The following is an 18,790-nucleotide window of genomic DNA, read 5'->3' as shown; positions in this document are numbered from 1 at the left end:
CTGATTAATCAACGCCTTTACCATTTAAATACCAGTTGTGACCATGATCGTCCTACTGAATGTTATATTTTATTGTGCTTGAATCCAACTGTCTGCACGATCACGTGCTTGACGAATTTGATCTTGTGTGAGGTTTGCAGCCAGTGCTGTTTTCTTGCCTTCAGACAAGCTAATCACTTTATTGTCCAGCATACCATCACGTGTTGAAAGCTCATACCATTGATAAGCCCCAACAAAATTTTTATTCTTCTCTTCCATCACGGCAAGATTAAAGCTGGCACGATTATCACCATGACTTGCAGCTTTTTCAAAATATTTACGTGCCAATGTTTCATCTTTACGCGTACCAATGCCTTCAGCCAGCATTCGTCCTACATTGAGTTGGGCAGAGGATAAACCTTGATCTGCAGCTGCTTTATACCAAGCAAATGCTTGGCGATCATCTTTCTGAACATCTTTGCCTTGCTGGTATTTTGTTCCTAAATAAAACTGTGCGCCAGCTTGACCCGATTTTGCTGCTTTAATGAGACTGTTAATGTCCATAACAGCATATTGTGCTGCTTGACTCGCAATCGATGGTTTATTGGGAACATAGTCTGCGTGGCTAATTCCGATTAAACCAAAAAATAATGATGTGCTGAGTAATAATTTTTTCATAGTGCGCTCACTCGATAAATCGCGACTTCACCAAACAGGTTCGGAATATATTTACTCAGTAAACTGTCTTGTTGATTCCCATTTACGGCAAGTCGATTAATGATCCGAATATTATTTTCAGCACAAAGTGCCTCAAAATCACGGAAGGTACATAAATGAATATTAGGCGTATTATACCACATATAGGGTAGTGCATTAGATACCGGCATCATCCCTTTAATTGCCAAGAAAGAACGGTTCTTCCAGTGTGCAAAGTTAGGAAAGGTAATAATTGCCTGTTTTCCAACACGTACCATATCGCGTAATAAGACGTCGGGTGCATCAACCGCTTGCAAGGCCTGTGCCATAACAACATAGTCAAAGGACTGATCAGCAAAACGGCTTAAACCAAGATTTAAATCCTGTTGGATAATATTTAACCCTCTACTGATCGCAATTGCAATCTTTTCTTGATCAATTTCTAATCCATATGCGCGAATATGATGTTTTTGACTCATATGTGCCAACAGTTCACCATCACCACAACCTAAGTCCAAAACATTAGAATTCGGTTTAATCCATTTTTCTGCAAGCTGATGATCAATACGCATTACACAAGCTCCTTTGGTGTCGATTGAAGATGTTGTTCACCCCCTAAAAATGCACGCAATGATTTAACATATAATGGGATTGGGAAAAGAAATGAATCGTGACCCTGTTCGGCATCAATATCGAGATAACTGACCGGTTTATGATTCGTAATCAGAGCCTCTACAATTTCTTGTGAGCGCTGTGGACTAAAACGCCAATCGGTTGTAAATGAAATAACTAAAAACTGGCATTGGGTATTGGCCATGGCATGGACTAGTGATTGTTGATATTCTCGGGCAGGATCAAAATAATCTAATGCTTTGGTCATAATTAAGTAAGTATTGGCATCGAAATTACGACTGAACTGTTCACCTTGATAGCGTAAATAACTTTCGACCTGAAATTCCACATCAAAGCCATACATAAACTTACCTGAGCGAAGATCACGGCCAAATTTTTGTTTCATGGCTTCTTCAGATAAATAGGTGATATGACCCACCATACGTGCCAAAATCAAACCACGTTTAGGATAGCTGTCTTGTTCTAAATAACGGCCATGATGAAAATCTGGATCAGATAAAATGGATTGGCGCGCGACCTCATTAAAGGCAATATTTTGTGCAGATAATTTAGGAGCACTGGCAATAATGACACATTTTTTTAAGCGATTAGGATAGTCAACAGACCATTGTAAGGCTTGCATGCCACCCAGTGAGCCACCAATTACGGCATACCAGACATCAATTCCCAAGCGATCAGAGAGTAAAGCTTGAGTTTTGACCCAGTCACGTACCGTCACCAATGGAAAATCTGGACCATAAGGTCGATTTTCATTTTCAGGATTTGGAGAAGTAGGACCTGTAGAGCCATGACATCCACCAATATTATTAATGGCAACCACAAAAAACTTTGTCGTATCGATGGCTTTACCAGGACCAATACAAGCATCCCACCAACCGGGTTTTTTATCATCAGAATGGTGATATCCGGCAGCATGATGATGTCCTGATAAGGCGTGACAAATTAAAATGGCATTAGATCGATCTGCATTCAGTTCACCATAGCTTTCTACCATGAGTTCAAAACGTGGCAGAATTCGATCACATTCAAGGGCTAATGGTTCTTCAAAAATGAACTTTTGTGGGCTCACAAGGCCGACAGAATCTGCTGGAAAAGACACGATGGTGATTCGCCTTAAATTTTGAATATCAATGATAAAAGGATACCATCTAGGGTATCCTTTCTAAAGTGCTTTTAATGTGATAAATAATTGTTCAGTTATATCGCTGCTGCAATCACTTGGTCTGTGCTTAATACGCCTTGTTCAATGAGACGGTTGGTACAGGCAATAATGGCCTCAATTGAAGAGGTCACAATATTGTCGTGAATCCCTGCACCAAAAGCAGATTTACCAGTACCTTGAACTTGAAGTTCAATTAACGCTAAGGCTTTGGCATGTGCACCAGAACCAATACTGCGTTCTTCATAGTTCAAGACGTCAATTGGTAGTTGTAAGGCATTAAGAATAGCCGAAATTGGTCCATTTCCTTCACCACGTAACTGTTGAGTTTCACCTTGAACTTCAATTTCAAGCGCAATAACTTGTTTACCATTTTCATCGGTTAACTTGTAATTTTTTGCAGCATAATGCGCATCTTTAGTGGCAACATAGGTATCTTTAAATAGCTGCCAGATTTGTGGTGCTGAAATTTCAGTCCCTTCTTTATCTGTATGCTGTTGCACGACTTGAGAGAATTCAATTTGCAAGCGACGTGGCAATGAAACGTTGTAATTTGACTCAAGTAAGTATGCAATACCGCCTTTGCCTGATTGTGAGTTAACACGAATGACAGCATCATAATCACGGCCTAAATCTTTAGGATCAATTGGCAAATAAGGCATGTCCCAAATCTCTTCATTTTTTTGGAACTCAAAACCTTTTTTAATTGCATCTTGATGTGAGCCAGAGAATGCAGTAAACACTAAATCACCCGCATAAGGATGGCGTGGATGTACAGGTAAGCCAGTACATTCCTCAACCGTTGCAATGATTTCATTAATATTGGAAAAATCCAATTCTGGCGCAACGCCTTGGGTATACATGTTTAAGGCAATTGCAGCAACGTCCACATTACCCGTACGTTCACCATTACCAAAAACACAGCCTTCAACACGGTCAGCACCCGCCATAATGGCAAGTTCTGATGCAGCAATACCACAGCCACGGTCATTATGACAATGGACTGAAATAATGACACCATCACGACGTGCTAAATTACGGTGCATCCATTCGATTTGGTCTGCATAGATATGTGGACCAGACACTTCAACTGTTGCGGGCAAGTTTAAGATCACCTTATTGTCAGCAGAGGCTTCCCATACTTCAGTAACAGCATCACAGACATCTTTAGCAACAGTTAATTCTGTGGCTGTAAAACACTCCGGACTATATTGGAACACCCATTCAGTTTCTGGATAATGTGCTGCATATTCTTTGACTTTTTGTGCAGCATTAACGGCTAATTGTTTTGCACCTGCAATATCGGTATTTAATACTTTTTGGCGGAATGTCGGTGAATTGGCATTATAAATATGCACAATAGCACGTTTTGCGCCGACTAAAGACTCAAATGTACGTTGAATTAAATGATCACGCGCTTGTACCAATACTTCAATATAAACGTCATCTGGAATATGATTGCCTTCAATTAAAAGGCGAGTAAAGTCAAAATCAATTTGTGATGCAGAGGGGAAGCCAATTTCAATGTGTTTAAAGCCAATTTTGACCAACATTTGAAACATTTTAAATTTTTGTTCAATATTCATCGGTTCAAAAATTGCTTGGTTACCATCACGAAGATCGGTACTCATCCAAATAGGTGCTTTTGTAATTTCGTTATTGGGCCATTGACGATCTGGTAAATCGACACGTTGATACATACGGCGGTATTTTTTGCTTGGATCAGCCAACATCATGAGATAACTCCTTATAGAGGATCGGTTGCTCGCGTCTTTGATAAAGGCAACCTACCATTAATATAGATTGTGTCTATTGGATTAATTTACAAGGATCATTTTTGATCAATGGCGTACAAAGTAGCAAAATCTTATACATTTATATTTACTTTTGGGACGATTGATATCTGATCAATGAGAAATCTGCTCGTCCATGCTCATATTATCTCAACAAGATACAGCCTGACCAAAAATACAGTATGGTGAACTGGCTTGAATATTTTGTCGTGATCTTGCAAATGGATTAAGATAAAGTTTAACTGAATACAATCGGGAAAAAATCTCTAAATTCACTTTATTTAGTTGATAGATGAAATATTTTTCCATCAATAAGCTTAAGGTTGGTAAATATAGTCTGAATTGATCTCATTGATGGTGGCTGTTCCCATTAATGCCATGGTGATCTCAAATTCTTCCTTTAAAATTTTAATGACATGTGCCACACCCAATGCACCTGCTGTAGCAAGACCATAAATATAAGGTCGACCAATCAGTACGGCTGATGCACCACAAGCAATTGCTTTAAAGACATCTGATCCTCGACGAATTCCGCCATCATAGAGTAAAGGAAAATCTTGTGGTACAACGTGTTTAATGCGTTGTAATGCGATGAGTGGTGCAATGCTGGTATCTAAAACTCGACCACCATGATTGGAGATAATGAGACCTTGTACACCATGCTGGATTGCCAATAACGCATCTTGGGGATGGCTAATACCTTTTAATACAATCGGTAACTGGGTTTGTTGGCTTAGCCATGCAATATCTGACCAAGTTGGTGCAATACGCATTAAACCGGCAAAAACGGGATGATCTTTGCTATCGAGTTGAGGTAAGGGGATATGCGTGGGGGTATGGGGGTGTTGCATATCTTGAGGTAAATGAAAAAAATGTGCCCGTTCACGATCCCGAATGCCACTATGGGGTGAGTCCACTGTGATCACAATCGCTTTATATTGATGTGCTTCTGCCATTTTCACTAAAGCAAGCGATTTTTCTCGTTCACCTTGCCAATATAATTGAAACCATTTATAGGGATTCTGTGCTTTTAACTGACGCATATCGGTATTGCTAAAGGTACTTAAAATGAGATTACTACCTAAAACCTCTGCAGCCAGCGCAGAAGCGGCTTCAGCCTCTGGATGAAATTGTTGTTGATGACCAATTGGTGCCAAAAAGATGGGATGTGGATATTTTTGTCCAAAAATTTCACAGTGTGTATTGCCTTGGGTTAAATCTCTTAATATACGTGGCTGTAATTGAATTTTTTGGAACTGTGTCAAATTATCTTTGACACTGACTTCATCCATGGCACCACCTTGTAAATAGGCCCATACCATGCTGGATAAATGTTTCTCTGCCTCAATCTCATAATCATGTACCGTTTGTAAATAGGCAGGAATTTCAGTCAGTGCTGCTTGTGGTAGTGCTGTTCGGTAGGATGGCATTGTTTGACTCATAGCTCTGCCCATTTACGAATCAGATTATGATAAAGACTACTGAGTTGAACCACTTCAGCATGTTGATCACCTAATTCCAAACGCAGCTTTTGAATGCTTTGGTCCAAGTTAAATAAGGTATAACGATCAGCATCATCACGAATCATGCTTTGTAGCCAAAAAAAGCTTCCAATACGACAGCCAGAGGTGACCGGACTCACTTCATGGATACTGGTAGACGGATATAAAATTAAATCGCCTGCAGGTAGTTTAACCTCATGGTAACCATACGTATCTTCGATGACCAATTCACCTCCGTCATAGTCTTCTGGTTCAGTTAAAAACAGGGTACAGGACAGATCGGTACGAATGGGGCGCTGTGCATCTTGTGGCCAACGAATGGCATTATCAATATGAAAGCCAAAAGTTTCACCCGATTCATAACGATTAAAGTAGGGTGCTAATATCTCCAAAGGCAAGGCCGCTGACATAAATAAACTATTTTGTTTAACTGCAGCTAAAACAATTTGTCCCAAATGTTGGCTGAGTGGATGATTGGCTGGAAGCTGTCGGTTTTGTTTAACATTGGCTGAGAGTGAGCCTGTGGTCTGTTTACCATCAATCCAGTCGATTTTAGCCATCTCTTCACGAAAATAGGCCACCTGTTCCTTACTTAAAATATTGGGAATATGATGAATCACAACAATACCTTTTTAAACGCTATATAGCTATTTTCTGAATAGTGATATAAAAATAGCCTCTAGGATAGAGGCTATTGACAATAACGTAGCAAATTTAATGATGAAAATTACATCTAAATCATGCTGTAACATCCATCATCGGCAATACTTTAGTATTTAAAGTTTAACGACAATACTGCATTACGGCCATCAGCTTCTGTTGCATAGTGAGATGCATAGGCTTTAGTAAAGTAACGTTTATCTGTCACATTATTAACATTAAGCTGTAAATTAACGTTTTCATTGACATTATAGCGTGCAACTAGATCGTAGCGTACATAGCCTGGTACCCATTTTTCATTGGCAAGATCACCATAGACTTTATCCATTGCTACAGCACCACCACCAATCATTAACTGTGGTAAGACTTGATAGGTCGTCCAAAGCGTTGCTGAATTTTTTGGTACGTTTGGTAATTGATTACCATTATAGCCAGATTGATCGGTACACTTGTTATTGCGACAACTAAAGCCATTTTTAGTCGCTTTACTGTCTAAATAGGTATAGCCTGCAGACACTGCCCATTTTTCGGTAATATTACCGTTAATACCCAGTTCAAAACCATCCACTTTACTTTTACCGCCATTGGTATAGGTGTTTGGATCAAGTTGAATACGGGTATTTTGCTTTTCAGTACGGAAAATCGATGCAGTGACATTTAGACGGTCATTTAATAAATCCCATTTGGTACCCAATTCATAAGTACGTGCTTTTTCAGGATCAAGATCTTGGTTATTGGCATTAACTGACAGTTCAGAACCGTCACCAGCATCAATACCTACAGGATTCGCAGAGGTAGCGTAACTGATATAAATCGCACCATTTTCTGCAGGTTTATAGGTAAGCCCTGCATTCCAGCTCCAAAAATCAGTGTTGTTAGTGAGTTTTACACCTGTTGCATTGGTTTTAAGCTCGGTATCAAACTTATCCCAACGTACACCTAAATCGAGTAACCACTGTGGATTAATTTCAATATTATCTAAGAAATATAATGATGTTGTTTTTGCAGTGGTGGTGGTAACAGCTTTATTGGCTGAAATTGAACCTAAAAATGGATCCGATGGGTTTGGATTATATGCTGAGGTACACCAATAGTTTGATGCTGCTCCAATAAGTCCTGCACAAGCACCATTACCACTAAGATCAAGAGAACCGTTTGCAACATCATTCAGTTTGCCATTTGGCAGTGTTGTTGTAGAACCATTTAAATCATAGATTGTATAGCTACCTTTATCTGATTTTTGGTGGCTATATTCTACCCCTGTATTAAAACGGTGTTGTAATATGCCAGTATTAAACTTACCACGTAAACTCAGTTGATCACTATAACTTTCAGTACTAGTAATACGTGTATTGGCACGACGTGCTACACTACCATTAGCAATATTAGCTTTAGAATCATCGGGTTGAGTCCAAATAAAGTCATTTTTAGATTTGCTATAGGTGGCAATATTGGCAATGGTTAAGTCTTCATTAAGATCATGTTCAACTTTAATGGTACCAATATGGTTTTCCTGTTTTTGGAAATCTCGATCTTTCCAACCATAGTAAACTCCTTGTTTTACATCTAAAGGAGTACCTGCTGCTTTACCATCGGTCCAATAGGGTACACCTGAATCAGGTGTATCATTCGATTTTAGATAATAATAGCTTAAGGTAGCACGGGTTGGCGTATCTAGCCCAAAGCTAATGCTGGGTGCAATCCCAAAACGTTTATATTCTGCACCATTATCTTGACCCGGTTTTTCATTTTTATGACCGAGTAGAGCAACACGTGCAGCAATGCCATTACCAAAATCTTTGTTACCATCAAGGGTAATACGTTGATAATTATCGGTACCACCTTCAACAGAGCCTTGAATGAAACTGCCTTTCTTTGCTTCTTTGGTGATCAGGTTAATGCTACCGCCAACAGATCCTGCACCACCTAAAGATGAACCTGAACCTTTGGTAATTTCAACTTGTTCGATGGCGAACATATCACGGTTTTGCGAAGTCGCATTACGTATACCATCAACATAAATTGAGCTTTCAGCACTATAACCACGGATAAATGGACGATCTCCATTTGGGTTACCGCCTTCACCTGCACCTAAGGTAATTCCGGGTACTAAACGTAAAGCGTCACTTAAGGTTGTGACTTGTGTATCTTCAATAAACTGTTGTGAAATCACGGCCACAGATTTAGGTGCATCTAAAAGAGAAGTCAGATATTTATCATTTGCTGATGTATCGACTTTTAAATTTTGTTCAACGACTGCTTCAGTATGAATAGTTTTGAGTTGAGCAACTTGTGGCTCTTGTGCTATGGCATTCCCTGCCATAATGCTGAATGATGAGGCAATCGCAGAAGACACGATTTTTTTACGTGTTTTTATGAAACTCATTTTAAATCCACATGAAATAGAGGAGAAATTGATTGCGAATAATAATGATTCTTATTTTTTATTCCAACCAATAATGATTGGATTTGACGATAAAAATTAATTTTTGTACTGAATGTGTGAATGATATAATGTATTATTTTAAATATAAGTAATTGTTTTTAATATTTAAATATTAATATCGATTATAATTAACTTTTATATTGAGAATTTAAATCGCTACATAAATAAGATGATTTATTCATTATTCATTCATATCTAATACTGATTAATCATTTTAAATTAATCAGTTTATCTTCTATAGCGCGTTGAGAATCATCAAAACTCGTGGTTGTACGGTTTAAGTTAAGCAAATAAATATTGAATAGGTTGACTTTGTAAGATATGAGGACAATGAGTGAGTAATAGACTTTTAAATACAGTCATGCCCCTTTAGGGTAGGGGCATGACAGAGAAAATAGAAGATCAATTAAATGGAATTAAAAGTCATAGGAGACAGATAACCAATAGTTACGACCTGGAATATAAGTTCCTGAAATACTAGAGCCAATATCAAGATATTTATAAGCTGTTGCTTCACCACCATTGTAAAGATAGTTTTGTCCTTCAGTGAAGTCTTTATCTAACAGGTTGTTAACTGCCATATTCAGACGTAATTGATCTGTTACAATATAACTTGCACCTAAATTAAATAAACTATAGCCTGCTAATTTATCACCAAGTAATTTATATTCTTCATAATCACTTGATCCTAGTCCAGTACTTGGGGCAGTTGGAATAGTCGAAAAACGTGTACGATCAGATTTATATTCATACTGTAACCAGACATCTAGTGCATCTTGAATATGCCATGTTGAGGTTAGATTAAAAGCGTTACGTGGTACATTAGTAAAGTGTTCTCCTTGTTCAGGACCTTCAGTAATTTTTGTTTTCATATAGGTATATGCCGCCTTAATATCCCATTCAGGAATAATGCTATATTTGGCACTGACTTCTACACCTCGGGTTTCCGCTCTTTTTGCATTGATACTTTGTGAAAAAGTATCTTGTACTGTAATTTGTGAGCCATAATTAACACATCCTGGTCGGTTTGGTGCAGCCTCATAAGCACAATTGAGTAAAGCTGGACCAGTTGTAATTAAGTTTTTAATTTTATTGAGAAAAGCTGTAGTTGTTAAATCTAGGTTACCGTTATTATAGTTAAAACCTATTTCGTAATTCGTTGATTCTTCTGGTTTTAAATCAGGTGAACCAATACCAAAGCTGGCACCTTGATTACCGACACTAATAATTCCATCATACAATGCTTTTGCTGATGGTGCTTTATAGCCTGTACTAACACCACCTTTTAACGTCAGTTCATTACTGGCATTCCAAACTAAATAAGCGCGTGGACTAAAGTGCCCACCAAAACCAGAATGTTCCTCATAACGACCGCCAAAGGTGAATAAAACATTATTGATAATATTCCATTCATCTTCTGCATAGAATGAATAAGAATGTTTGGAAAATTCAGCATCTATGCCTGCAATATCATCCCTAATTTTGGCTTTTTTATACTCAGTTCCCAGAGTTAATTTATGATCCTGAATCGGCATAATAAGGTGTGTATCGGCAACCAAATCCGTATTTTTTAAAGTACGATCATCTCCAGCATAAGCATTGTTTGGAAAGGTTCGATTGGGAATGGTACGGCCTTTGGTTTCGGTTTCAGTCTGGCTAATATAGGTACGCCAAGTACCAAAATCATAATCACCATCATGTCCAATGGCATACTGGTTACGATTAAACTCAAGTTTATCCTTATAACCAGATGCTTTAGCTGCGGTATCTAATGTTCCTAAGCGATTATCTTCATTTTTATAATTTTGACTGGAATGGAAGCTATCTAGCCAAAGCGCATTTTGATCATTGAGTTTGTAAGTTAATTTACCACCAATATCATAATTATGTGCTGTTGTTGGACGAGGATCACGGCCTGTTGAACCTTCAATACGGTCTGAACGGCCACGATCATAATAACTGCCACGTAATTGTAAACCTAATTGGTCATGAATTAAGGGGCCATTAAGTAAGAAGCTGGTTTTCCATGAGTCTGCTTCAGAACTATGCTCCATCGCATTACCACTGACAGTAACATTACCACTCCATTGATCACTGACTTTTTTGGTGATGATATTAATCACCCCACCCATGGCATCAGAACCATATAAGGTCGACATTGGGCCACGAATCACTTCAATACGTTCAATTGCTGAAAGCGGAGGAATAAATCCTGTCGCTGCTTCACCAAAACCATTTGGTGTTACATCTGTTGAGGTTGTTTGACGACGGCCATCAATTAAAATAAGGGTATCCGATGCACTCATACCTCGAATGCTGACATTCAATCCTGACGTTTTTCCTACACCATTGCGTACATCTACACCGGGTATATCAACCAATAAATCTGCAATTGAAGTTGCATTTTTTCTTTCAATATCTTCTTGTGTAATGACACTGATTGAAGCAGGTGCATCTTTTAATGATTGTTCAAAACCACTTGCAGAGACCACAATCGTGGAAAGTTGGTGTGCTGTACTATTTTCTGTGGTTGCAGTTTTCTCTGCTGCAAATACAGTTGTTGTTATTGAACCTAATAGTGCAATGGTCAACGGGTGAAGGTTAAAACGACTCATTATAGAATTCCAAAAAGGACGAGATTGAATGAAATATAATGTTAATGATAAAACTTATCATTTGCAATAAAATAAAACATAATCTTCATTTTGTATTCTTTTTCTTGACGATGATTAAAAGCGTATAGAGATTGCAATTAATCACTCAGAATTGGTGGGTATTTTTTGTATATCTTGCAATGTTGTCATATAATGTGGCACTTTTTATAAAACTGTAATGATTAATTATATCGAGGAAGCCATGCAAGTAACTTCTGAAGCGGTTTCGGGCGTAGCCCGTCGTTTAAATGTTTCTGTACCGACGAGCCGTATTAACGAGCAATTTGAAGCTCGCTTGAAACGCACTGCCAAAACTGTGAAGATTAACGGCTTCCGTCCAGGTAAAGTGCCAGTAGACGTTGTACGTCGTGAATATGGTGCTGGAATTTACCAAGAAGTGGTCAATGACATTATCCGTGACACAGTTTTTGAAGCGATTCAGCAAGAAAAAATCAATGCTGTTGGTATGCCAAACATTGAAAAAACTGAAATGAAAGATGATGCTTTAGTATATGAAGCAACAGTCGAAGTTTATCCTGAAGTAGACGTAAAATTTGAAGGTTTGGATGTAGAACGTAAAACATCTGAAGTGACAGATAAAGATGTCGATCAAATGATTGAAAATCTACAAAAACAACGTGCGTCTTGGACTGAAACAAAAGGCATGGCAAAAAAAGACATGCAAGTCACTTTTGATTTTGAAGGTTCAATTGATGGCGAAAAATTTGAAGGTGGTGCTGCAGAAGACTTTAAACTGGTATTAGGTTCAGGCCGTATGATTCCAGGTTTTGAAGATGGCATCGTTGGCATGAAGAAAGGCGAAGAGAAAGTGATTGAAGTAACTTTCCCTGAAGACTATCAAGCTGAAAACCTTGCAGGTAAAACTGCACAATTTACCATTAATGTTAAATTAGTTGAAAAACAAAAACTTCCAGAAGTTGATGCTGAATTCCTAGCAGTATTTGGTTTAACTGAAGAAGATGGTATTGATAAACTTAAAGCTGACGTTCGCAAGAATATGGAACGTGAAGTGAAAAATGGTTTACGTAACCAAATTAAAGGTGCGACTTTTGATGCATTGGTTGCAGCAAATGAAGTTGAACTTCCTGCTGCAATGGTAGCACAAGAAGTTGATCGTCAACGCCAACAAATGATTCAACAGTTTACACAGCAGTTTGGTGCTCAAGGTGCAAAAGCATTTGATTCAAGCATGTTGCCAGATGAATTGTTTAAAGAGCAAGCTGAAAAATCTGTTAAACTCGGTGTATTGGTTAGCCGTATTTTAGCAGATGCTAAACTTGAAGCAGATCAAGCACGTGTTGAGGCATATATTGAAGATATGGCATCTTCATATGAAGATCCAACAGAAGTGATTGAATACTTTAAAAATGATAAGCAACAACGTGCTCAAATTGAAGCTGTTGTACTTGAAGATCAAGTGGTTGATTTTATCTTGGATTCTGCAAAAGTTACTGATAAAACAGTTAGTTATGAAGAATTGCTTAAAGAGCAACAAGCACGTCAGCAAGGCTAATGTGCAGTTGGTCTAAAAAATGGCGCTTTTAAGCGCCATTTTTATTCTTTGATACGCCAGTTTATCGCGTTCTGGTTCACAAAGCATATATAAAAATATCGCTGATTTATGTGGGAATCTTTTGCAATTTTAATCATTATCCCTCATATTGTGCTCATGAGTTAACGCACAATAAATTTTAGGAATAAATAAACCTATGTATGTTCCAACAATTGAAAACGCTTTAGTACCAGTCGTTGTAGAGCAATCTTCTCGTGGTGAACGTTCTTTTGATATTTATTCACGCCTTTTACGCGAGCGCGTGATCTTTCTTACTGGTGAAGTAGAAGATAATATGGCCAATTTAATTGTGGCACAGTTATTATTTCTAGAAGCTGAAAATCCAGAAAAAGATATTCATTTATATATTAATTCTCCGGGTGGATCCGTAACAGCGGGTATGGCAATTTACGATACTATGCAGTTTATTAAACCTGATGTTGTGACCTACTGTATGGGGCAAGCAGCATCGATGGGTGCATTTTTATTAAATGCTGGTGCAAAAGGTAAACGCTATTGTCTTGAAAATGCAAGAGTTATGATTCATCAACCTTTAGGTGGTTTCCGTGGTCAAGCTTCTGATATTGAAATTCATGCACGTGAAATTTTATTTATTAAAGAACGTTTAAATCGACTCATGGCAGAACATAGTGGTCAGGATTACGAACAAGTTGCCAAAGACACTGATCGTGATAATTTTATGACGGCTCAACAAGCAAAAGATTATGGTTTAGTCGATGAAGTATTAACTAAACGTCCATCCATTTAAAAACATTAGTATTGGAGTCAATATGTCCGAACATCCTCAAGGACAAAAGCATTGTTCATTTTGCGGTAAAACGCAGTCTGAAGTCGGGAAACTGATTGCAGGTGAGGACGCATATATCTGCAATGAATGTGTGGACGTATGCTTAGATTTAGTGCAAACCAGCCAGCAAGTGGACGCTGGTGAATGGGCAAGTAAACCTTTACCGAAACCACATGAAATCCGTGCTGCACTCGATCAATATGTGATTGGTCAGGATGTTGCAAAGAAAACATTATCAGTTGCAGTATATAACCATTATAAGCGCTTAAAAGTCAGCCATGATGGTCATAAAAACGATGATGCCATTGAAATTGCCAAAAGCAATATTTTATTGGTTGGGCCAACGGGCTCAGGTAAAACGTTATTGGCACAAACCTTGGCACGTTTACTTGATGTACCTTTTGCAATGGCAGATGCAACCACATTAACCGAAGCAGGTTATGTGGGTGAAGATGTTGAAAATATTGTACAGAAACTATTGCAAAAAGCAGATTATGATGTAGATAAAGCACAAAAAGGCATTATCTATATTGATGAGATTGATAAAATCACACGGAAATCAGAGAATCCTTCTATTACACGTGATGTTTCTGGTGAAGGCGTTCAACAAGCATTACTTAAAATGATTGAAGGTACTGTGGCTTCTATTCCACCACAAGGTGGACGTAAGCATCCTCAGCAAGAGTTTATTCAAATTGATACTTCGAATATCTTATTTATTTGTGGTGGGGCATTTTCTGGTTTAGAGAAAATTGTTCAGCAACGTCAAGAGAAAGGTGGTATCGGTTTTACTGCAGATGTTCGTAATAAGGATGAGAGTAAAAAACTGTCTGAATTATTTAGTCAAGTAGAAGCGACTGATTTGGTTAAGTTTGGTTTAATTCCAGAATTTATTGGTCGTTTACCCGTCATTGCAACTTTAGAAGAGTTGGATGAATCTGCATTAATGCAGATTTTGACTGAGCCTAAAAATGCTTTAACACGTCAATATGAATATCTATTTGATATGGAAAATGTTGACTTGATCTTTGAAGATACTGCGTTACGTGCGGTTGCAAAAAAAGCATTAGAGCGCAATACTGGCGCACGTGGTTTACGTTCAATCTTGGAAAATGCTCTGCTTGAAACCATGTATGATTTACCAAGTCGTACAGATGTTGGTACAGTTGTGGTCACTGAAGCGGTGATTAACGCAAATGCTAAACCAGAGTTTCAACCACAGCGCCAAGTGAAAGCTGAGCAGCCTCAAGTAGATAAAGTTGATCTTAAAGTACTGGATTCAAAAACTGCTTAAACCTATATTCACTGTTACTATGCTGCTGCAATAGCATCAATGATGTTTAAGAAAATGCGTAAAAAGCCAATGCTTTTTGCGCATTTTTTATGATGAGTCGATTATTTTGATTGAATAGGTTTGAGCGCTGCTAACTTTTGATTAATTTCGGCAAATTCTGCTTCAGAGCTTTGCATGGATTGCATGAGCTGGGTATTCATCAGTTCAAGCGTTTTTTGTGCCAATAAAGGTGATTTTTGCAGAATCGATTGACCTTCAGGGGTTGAGTAAAAATTGATTTGTGCCTGAATCTCTTTTGCATCAAAAACTTCACGATAAACCGTTTCTAAAATAGGCTGTAGTTTTTTCCAGTCCATGGAACGTATGGCGTTTTGATAGAGTTTTTCAGCGATCTCATTGGCAATCTGTTGTTCTTGATGATTGAGTTCTGTTTTTTTAACATAGTTTTTTACGATTCCATCGGCTTGTTGTTGAAATACCGGTCGTAATTGCTGAATTGTTTTTTGACTGATTTGATCAACATGGGTAATGTCCATCAACTGAGTAATCTGTTGCTGAGTCGGTGCTGCTGCATATAGCATCATTGGAGATAGTAGTAGTGTTGATATCCCAAATTTTTTTATAAAATTCATGCGTTATATTCCAATAAAAAAGCACCCTAATCATAGAGTGCTTTTTAAGTTTAATGTAAGCATAATGTTGTTATTTTGCAGCATCTACTACAGGAATTTTCCCAATTTTTGCTTGCCAGATTTTAGGTGCAATCGCATGGATTGATGTGCCATTGACATCTACAGCTACAGAAACAGGCATATCTTTTACGACAAATTTATAGATGGCTTCCATTCCTAAATCAGCAAAAGCAACAACTTCTGCTTCACGGATTGCTTTGGATACCAAATATGCAGCACCACCAACAGCCATTAAGTAAGTGGCTTTATTGTCTTTAATTGCTTCAACAGCAGCAGGACCACGGTCTGCTTTACCAATCATGCCATATAAGCCAGTTGCTTCAAGGACTTGACGTGTAAATTTATCCATACGTGTTGCTGTTGTTGGACCAGCAGGACCAACCACTTCATCACCGACTGGATCGACAGGGCCAACGTAATAAATAAACTTCCCTTTTAAATCTACAGGAAGTTGTTCACCTTTATTGAGCATGTCAACCATGCGTTTATGTGCAGCATCACGACCAGTATAAATAGTACCATTCAGTAATAAAGTATCGCCTGGTTTCCATGAGTTCATTTCTTCTTGTGTGATATTATCGAGATCGACACGTTTAGAAGAAGATGAATCCCAAGTCACGCTTGGATAGTCTTCAAGTTTAGGTGCTTGAATATGCGCAACACCAGAACCATCTAATTGGAAGTGAGCATGACGAGTTGCGGCACAGTTTGGAATCATGCCGACAGGTTTACCTGCAGCATGGCATGGATAGTCTTTAATTTTAATATCAAGAACGGTTGTTAAACCACCTAAACCTTGTGCACCAATCCCTAAAGCATTCACTTTTTCAAAGATTTCAATACGTAGTTCTTCGAGTTTATTTTGTGGACCACGGCGTAATAATTCGTCCATATTGAGTTCTTCCATGAGCGCTTCTTTAGCAAGCATCATGGCTTTTTCGGCAGTACCACCGATCCCAATTCCCAGCATACCTGGTGGACACCAGCCAGCACCCATGGTTGGCACAGTTTTAAGTACCCAGTCGACAATAGAGTCAGATGGATTAAGCATGGCTAATTTAGATTTGTTTTCTGAACCGCCACCTTTGGCTGCAACGGTAATATCGACTTTATTGCCTGGCACAAGTTTATGATAAATTACAGCAGGCGTATTATCTTTGGTGTTTTTACGACCAAATGCAGGATCAGCAAGTACAGATGCACGTAACACATTGCTATTTTCTAAATAGCCTTGACGAACACCTTCATTAATTGCATCGTCAAGACTCATGGTTAAATCAAATTTAACATCCATCCCGATTTCAACAAATACGTTAACAATCCCTGTATCTTGGCAGATTGGACGATGGCCTTCTGCACACATACGAGAGTTGATGAGAATTTGTGCAATGGCATCTTTTGCCGCTTTGTTTTCTTCACGGTCATACGCACGACTCATGGCTTGGATGAAGTCTTGTGGGTGATAGTATGAAATGAACTGAAGCGCATCTTTTACTGATGTGATCAAGTCATCTTGCTTGATAATAGTTGTCATATCAAAATCTCTTGAGCGGGCTGTTAGCTAGCGGGCTAAATTATAAGATAAAAAGCTACTTTTGTGGGTGTTTTAACCACACTTTGCCGAAAAGTTTAATCAAATCAGTTGGTCAAATGATTTAAATAATTTTAAAGATGAAATTTTCTAATGTGATGATTAATTTAAACTAAAGTTATTTAGCGTGGTATAGATTTATGCGAGTTTTTGGTTAACAATGTTAACTAAATATGCAATCATCATTGAGGTAACAGAATGCAACTAGAAGAGGTTGAATTATTTCGAGCAACATTAAGAGAGATGGTACGAGAGCTTGGCATGTTAAATCGAACCACTTGTGGTCATGATTTATCACCCTTACAGAGTCATATTCTTATTGAATTAGATTTGGCACCAGAGGGTTTGGGGGTGACGACGTTAGCACAAAAATTATGTGTCGAAAAATCAAGTATGAGTCGGACCTTAAAATCTTTACAGTATGCAGATCTTATTCAACGTCAAGTGTCTCTGGATGATGCCAGAACGGTTAAATTTAGTCTAACAGCACATGGTCAGGCCATATTAAGTAATCTTCATCGAGATGCGAATCAATTTACTTTAGATGCGTTGGCATTTTGTTCACCGATGCAGCGTGATCAATTTAAAGATACCGCTATACAATTGGCAAAAGCTTTAAAATATGCACGTCAACATCGAGAAATGGCAATACAGATTCGACCTATTCAAGCACAAGATAATCTCGCAATTGCTGAAGTCATTCGTCAGAGTTTTCGTGATCATCAAATTGATCATTTAGAGGGGGTAAGTTTAAATGATCCTGGCCTTGAATGTTTAAGTGAAATCTATGCAATCCCTCGGGCAGGCTATTGGGTCATCGAAGTACAAGGACAGGTTAAGGGTGGGGTGGGTTTGGCGCCCTTGCAAGGTGCTTCTTCTGCTTATGTTGAATTACAAAAGCTTTATATTGATCGTGATATCACGGGTTTAGGAATAGGACGTCGTTTAATACAATTTGCACTTGATCAGGCGAGTGCATGGGGATATCACTACTGCTATTTAGAAACCTTACATGAATTAAGTGCTGCACTTGGTTTATATCAGGCATATGGCTTTAAACTACTCGATCAGCGTATCGGAAATACAGGGCATAATAGCTGCGGTATTTGTATGCTGAAAGATTTAAAAAAAATGTATTAGACACATGCTACTTAGATTGCAGATGCATAAAGTGTAATCAGGATAGGTGTACTGTGGATATTGAATTGATTTGATATCATATGATCTGGTTGTTTTTTTATTGATTAGAATGTTTTATTGTCGTTGCTGGATACTGCTGTGATAAAGAATAGCGGATCAATGATGAAAAA

14 protein-coding genes are annotated in these 18,790 nt (G+C 38.2%); 4 read left to right on the top strand and 10 right to left on the bottom strand.

The genetic code is table 11. The features are described 5' to 3' along the window. Window positions 1-69: 69 nt before the first annotated feature. The 8 genes from QSG86_RS02595 to QSG86_RS02560 form a co-directional block, all read right to left on the bottom strand. Window positions 70-657 carry a tetratricopeptide repeat protein gene (locus tag QSG86_RS02595; RefSeq protein WP_317030075.1) on the bottom strand — a complete coding sequence of 196 codons (588 nt, stop codon included), beginning with the start codon at window positions 655-657 and terminating at the stop codon, window positions 70-72. Then, window positions 654-1,247, bottom strand: a complete 594-nt coding sequence (gene metW, locus QSG86_RS02590; protein ID WP_317030074.1) for a methionine biosynthesis protein MetW — start codon at window positions 1,245-1,247, stop codon at window positions 654-656. Before metW ends, QSG86_RS02595 begins: the two co-directional genes overlap by 4 nt. Continuing rightward, window positions 1,247-2,407, bottom strand: a complete 1,161-nt coding sequence (locus tag QSG86_RS02585) for a homoserine O-succinyltransferase MetX (protein WP_317030073.1) — start codon at window positions 2,405-2,407, stop codon at window positions 1,247-1,249. The genes metW and QSG86_RS02585 overlap by 1 nt, the downstream gene beginning before the upstream one ends. Window positions 2,408-2,505: 98 nt before the next feature. Then, window positions 2,506-4,203 (bottom strand): 2-isopropylmalate synthase, encoded by a 1,698-nt coding sequence (gene leuA / locus QSG86_RS02580; RefSeq protein ID WP_317030072.1) that lies wholly within the window; start codon window positions 4,201-4,203, stop codon window positions 2,506-2,508. A 374-nt stretch (window positions 4,204-4,577) separates the two neighbouring features. Beyond that, a complete protein-coding gene (locus tag QSG86_RS02575; RefSeq protein ID WP_317030071.1) occupies window positions 4,578-5,702 on the bottom strand; it encodes an alpha-hydroxy acid oxidase in 1,125 nt (374 codons plus the stop codon). After that, window positions 5,699-6,382, bottom strand: coding sequence for a Fe2+-dependent dioxygenase (locus QSG86_RS02570; RefSeq protein ID WP_317030070.1), 684 nt, complete (start codon window positions 6,380-6,382; stop codon window positions 5,699-5,701). The genes QSG86_RS02575 and QSG86_RS02570 overlap by 4 nt, the downstream gene beginning before the upstream one ends. A 149-nt stretch (window positions 6,383-6,531) precedes the next feature. Then, window positions 6,532-8,808, bottom strand: a complete 2,277-nt coding sequence (locus QSG86_RS02565) for a TonB-dependent receptor (protein ID WP_317030069.1) — start codon at window positions 8,806-8,808, stop codon at window positions 6,532-6,534. Window positions 8,809-9,284: 476 nt separating this feature from the next. Continuing rightward, window positions 9,285-11,483, bottom strand: a complete 2,199-nt coding sequence (locus tag QSG86_RS02560; RefSeq protein ID WP_317030068.1) for a TonB-dependent receptor domain-containing protein — start codon at window positions 11,481-11,483, stop codon at window positions 9,285-9,287. 241 nt (window positions 11,484-11,724) lie between these two features. On the opposite strand from QSG86_RS02560, the gene tig reads away from it, so the two are divergent. The 3 genes from tig (at window position 11,725) to clpX (ending at window position 15,197) form a co-directional block, all read left to right on the top strand. After that, window positions 11,725-13,056 carry a trigger factor gene (gene tig / locus QSG86_RS02555; RefSeq protein ID WP_317030067.1) on the top strand — a complete coding sequence of 444 codons (1,332 nt, stop codon included), beginning with the start codon at window positions 11,725-11,727 and terminating at the stop codon, window positions 13,054-13,056. A gap of 196 nt (window positions 13,057-13,252) precedes the next feature. Further along, on the top strand, window positions 13,253-13,864 hold the full coding sequence (clpP, locus tag QSG86_RS02550; RefSeq protein WP_317030066.1) for an ATP-dependent Clp endopeptidase proteolytic subunit ClpP: 612 nt from the start codon (window positions 13,253-13,255) through the stop codon (window positions 13,862-13,864). Window positions 13,865-13,886: 22 nt separating this feature from the next. Continuing rightward, on the top strand, window positions 13,887-15,197 hold the full coding sequence (gene clpX / locus QSG86_RS02545) for an ATP-dependent protease ATP-binding subunit ClpX (protein ID WP_317030065.1): 1,311 nt from the start codon (window positions 13,887-13,889) through the stop codon (window positions 15,195-15,197). Between the two features lie 101 nt (window positions 15,198-15,298). On the opposite strand, the gene QSG86_RS02540 is transcribed toward clpX, so the two are convergent. Both QSG86_RS02540 and QSG86_RS02535 read right to left on the bottom strand, forming a co-directional pair. Beyond that, the gene (locus QSG86_RS02540) at window positions 15,299-15,829 is read right to left on the bottom strand and encodes a DUF2059 domain-containing protein (protein WP_317030064.1); all 531 of its coding nucleotides are present in this window, start codon (window positions 15,827-15,829) and stop codon (window positions 15,299-15,301) included. Between the two features lie 70 nt (window positions 15,830-15,899). Continuing rightward, window positions 15,900-17,423 (bottom strand): fumarate hydratase, encoded by a 1,524-nt coding sequence (locus QSG86_RS02535; RefSeq protein WP_317030063.1) that lies wholly within the window; start codon window positions 17,421-17,423, stop codon window positions 15,900-15,902. Window positions 17,424-17,678: 255 nt separating this feature from the next. On the opposite strand from QSG86_RS02535, the gene QSG86_RS02530 reads away from it, so the two are divergent. Beyond that, window positions 17,679-18,620, top strand: coding sequence for a bifunctional helix-turn-helix transcriptional regulator/GNAT family N-acetyltransferase (locus tag QSG86_RS02530; protein ID WP_317030062.1), 942 nt, complete (start codon window positions 17,679-17,681; stop codon window positions 18,618-18,620). Window positions 18,621-18,790: the final 170 nt, after the last annotated feature.

Origin of the sequence: Acinetobacter sp. SAAs474 (genome assembly GCF_032823475.1) — a bacterium.
In the GTDB taxonomy this organism is placed as follows: Bacteria; Pseudomonadota; Gammaproteobacteria; order Pseudomonadales; family Moraxellaceae; genus Acinetobacter.
This window is presented reverse-complemented; position numbering and strand designations above follow the sequence as displayed.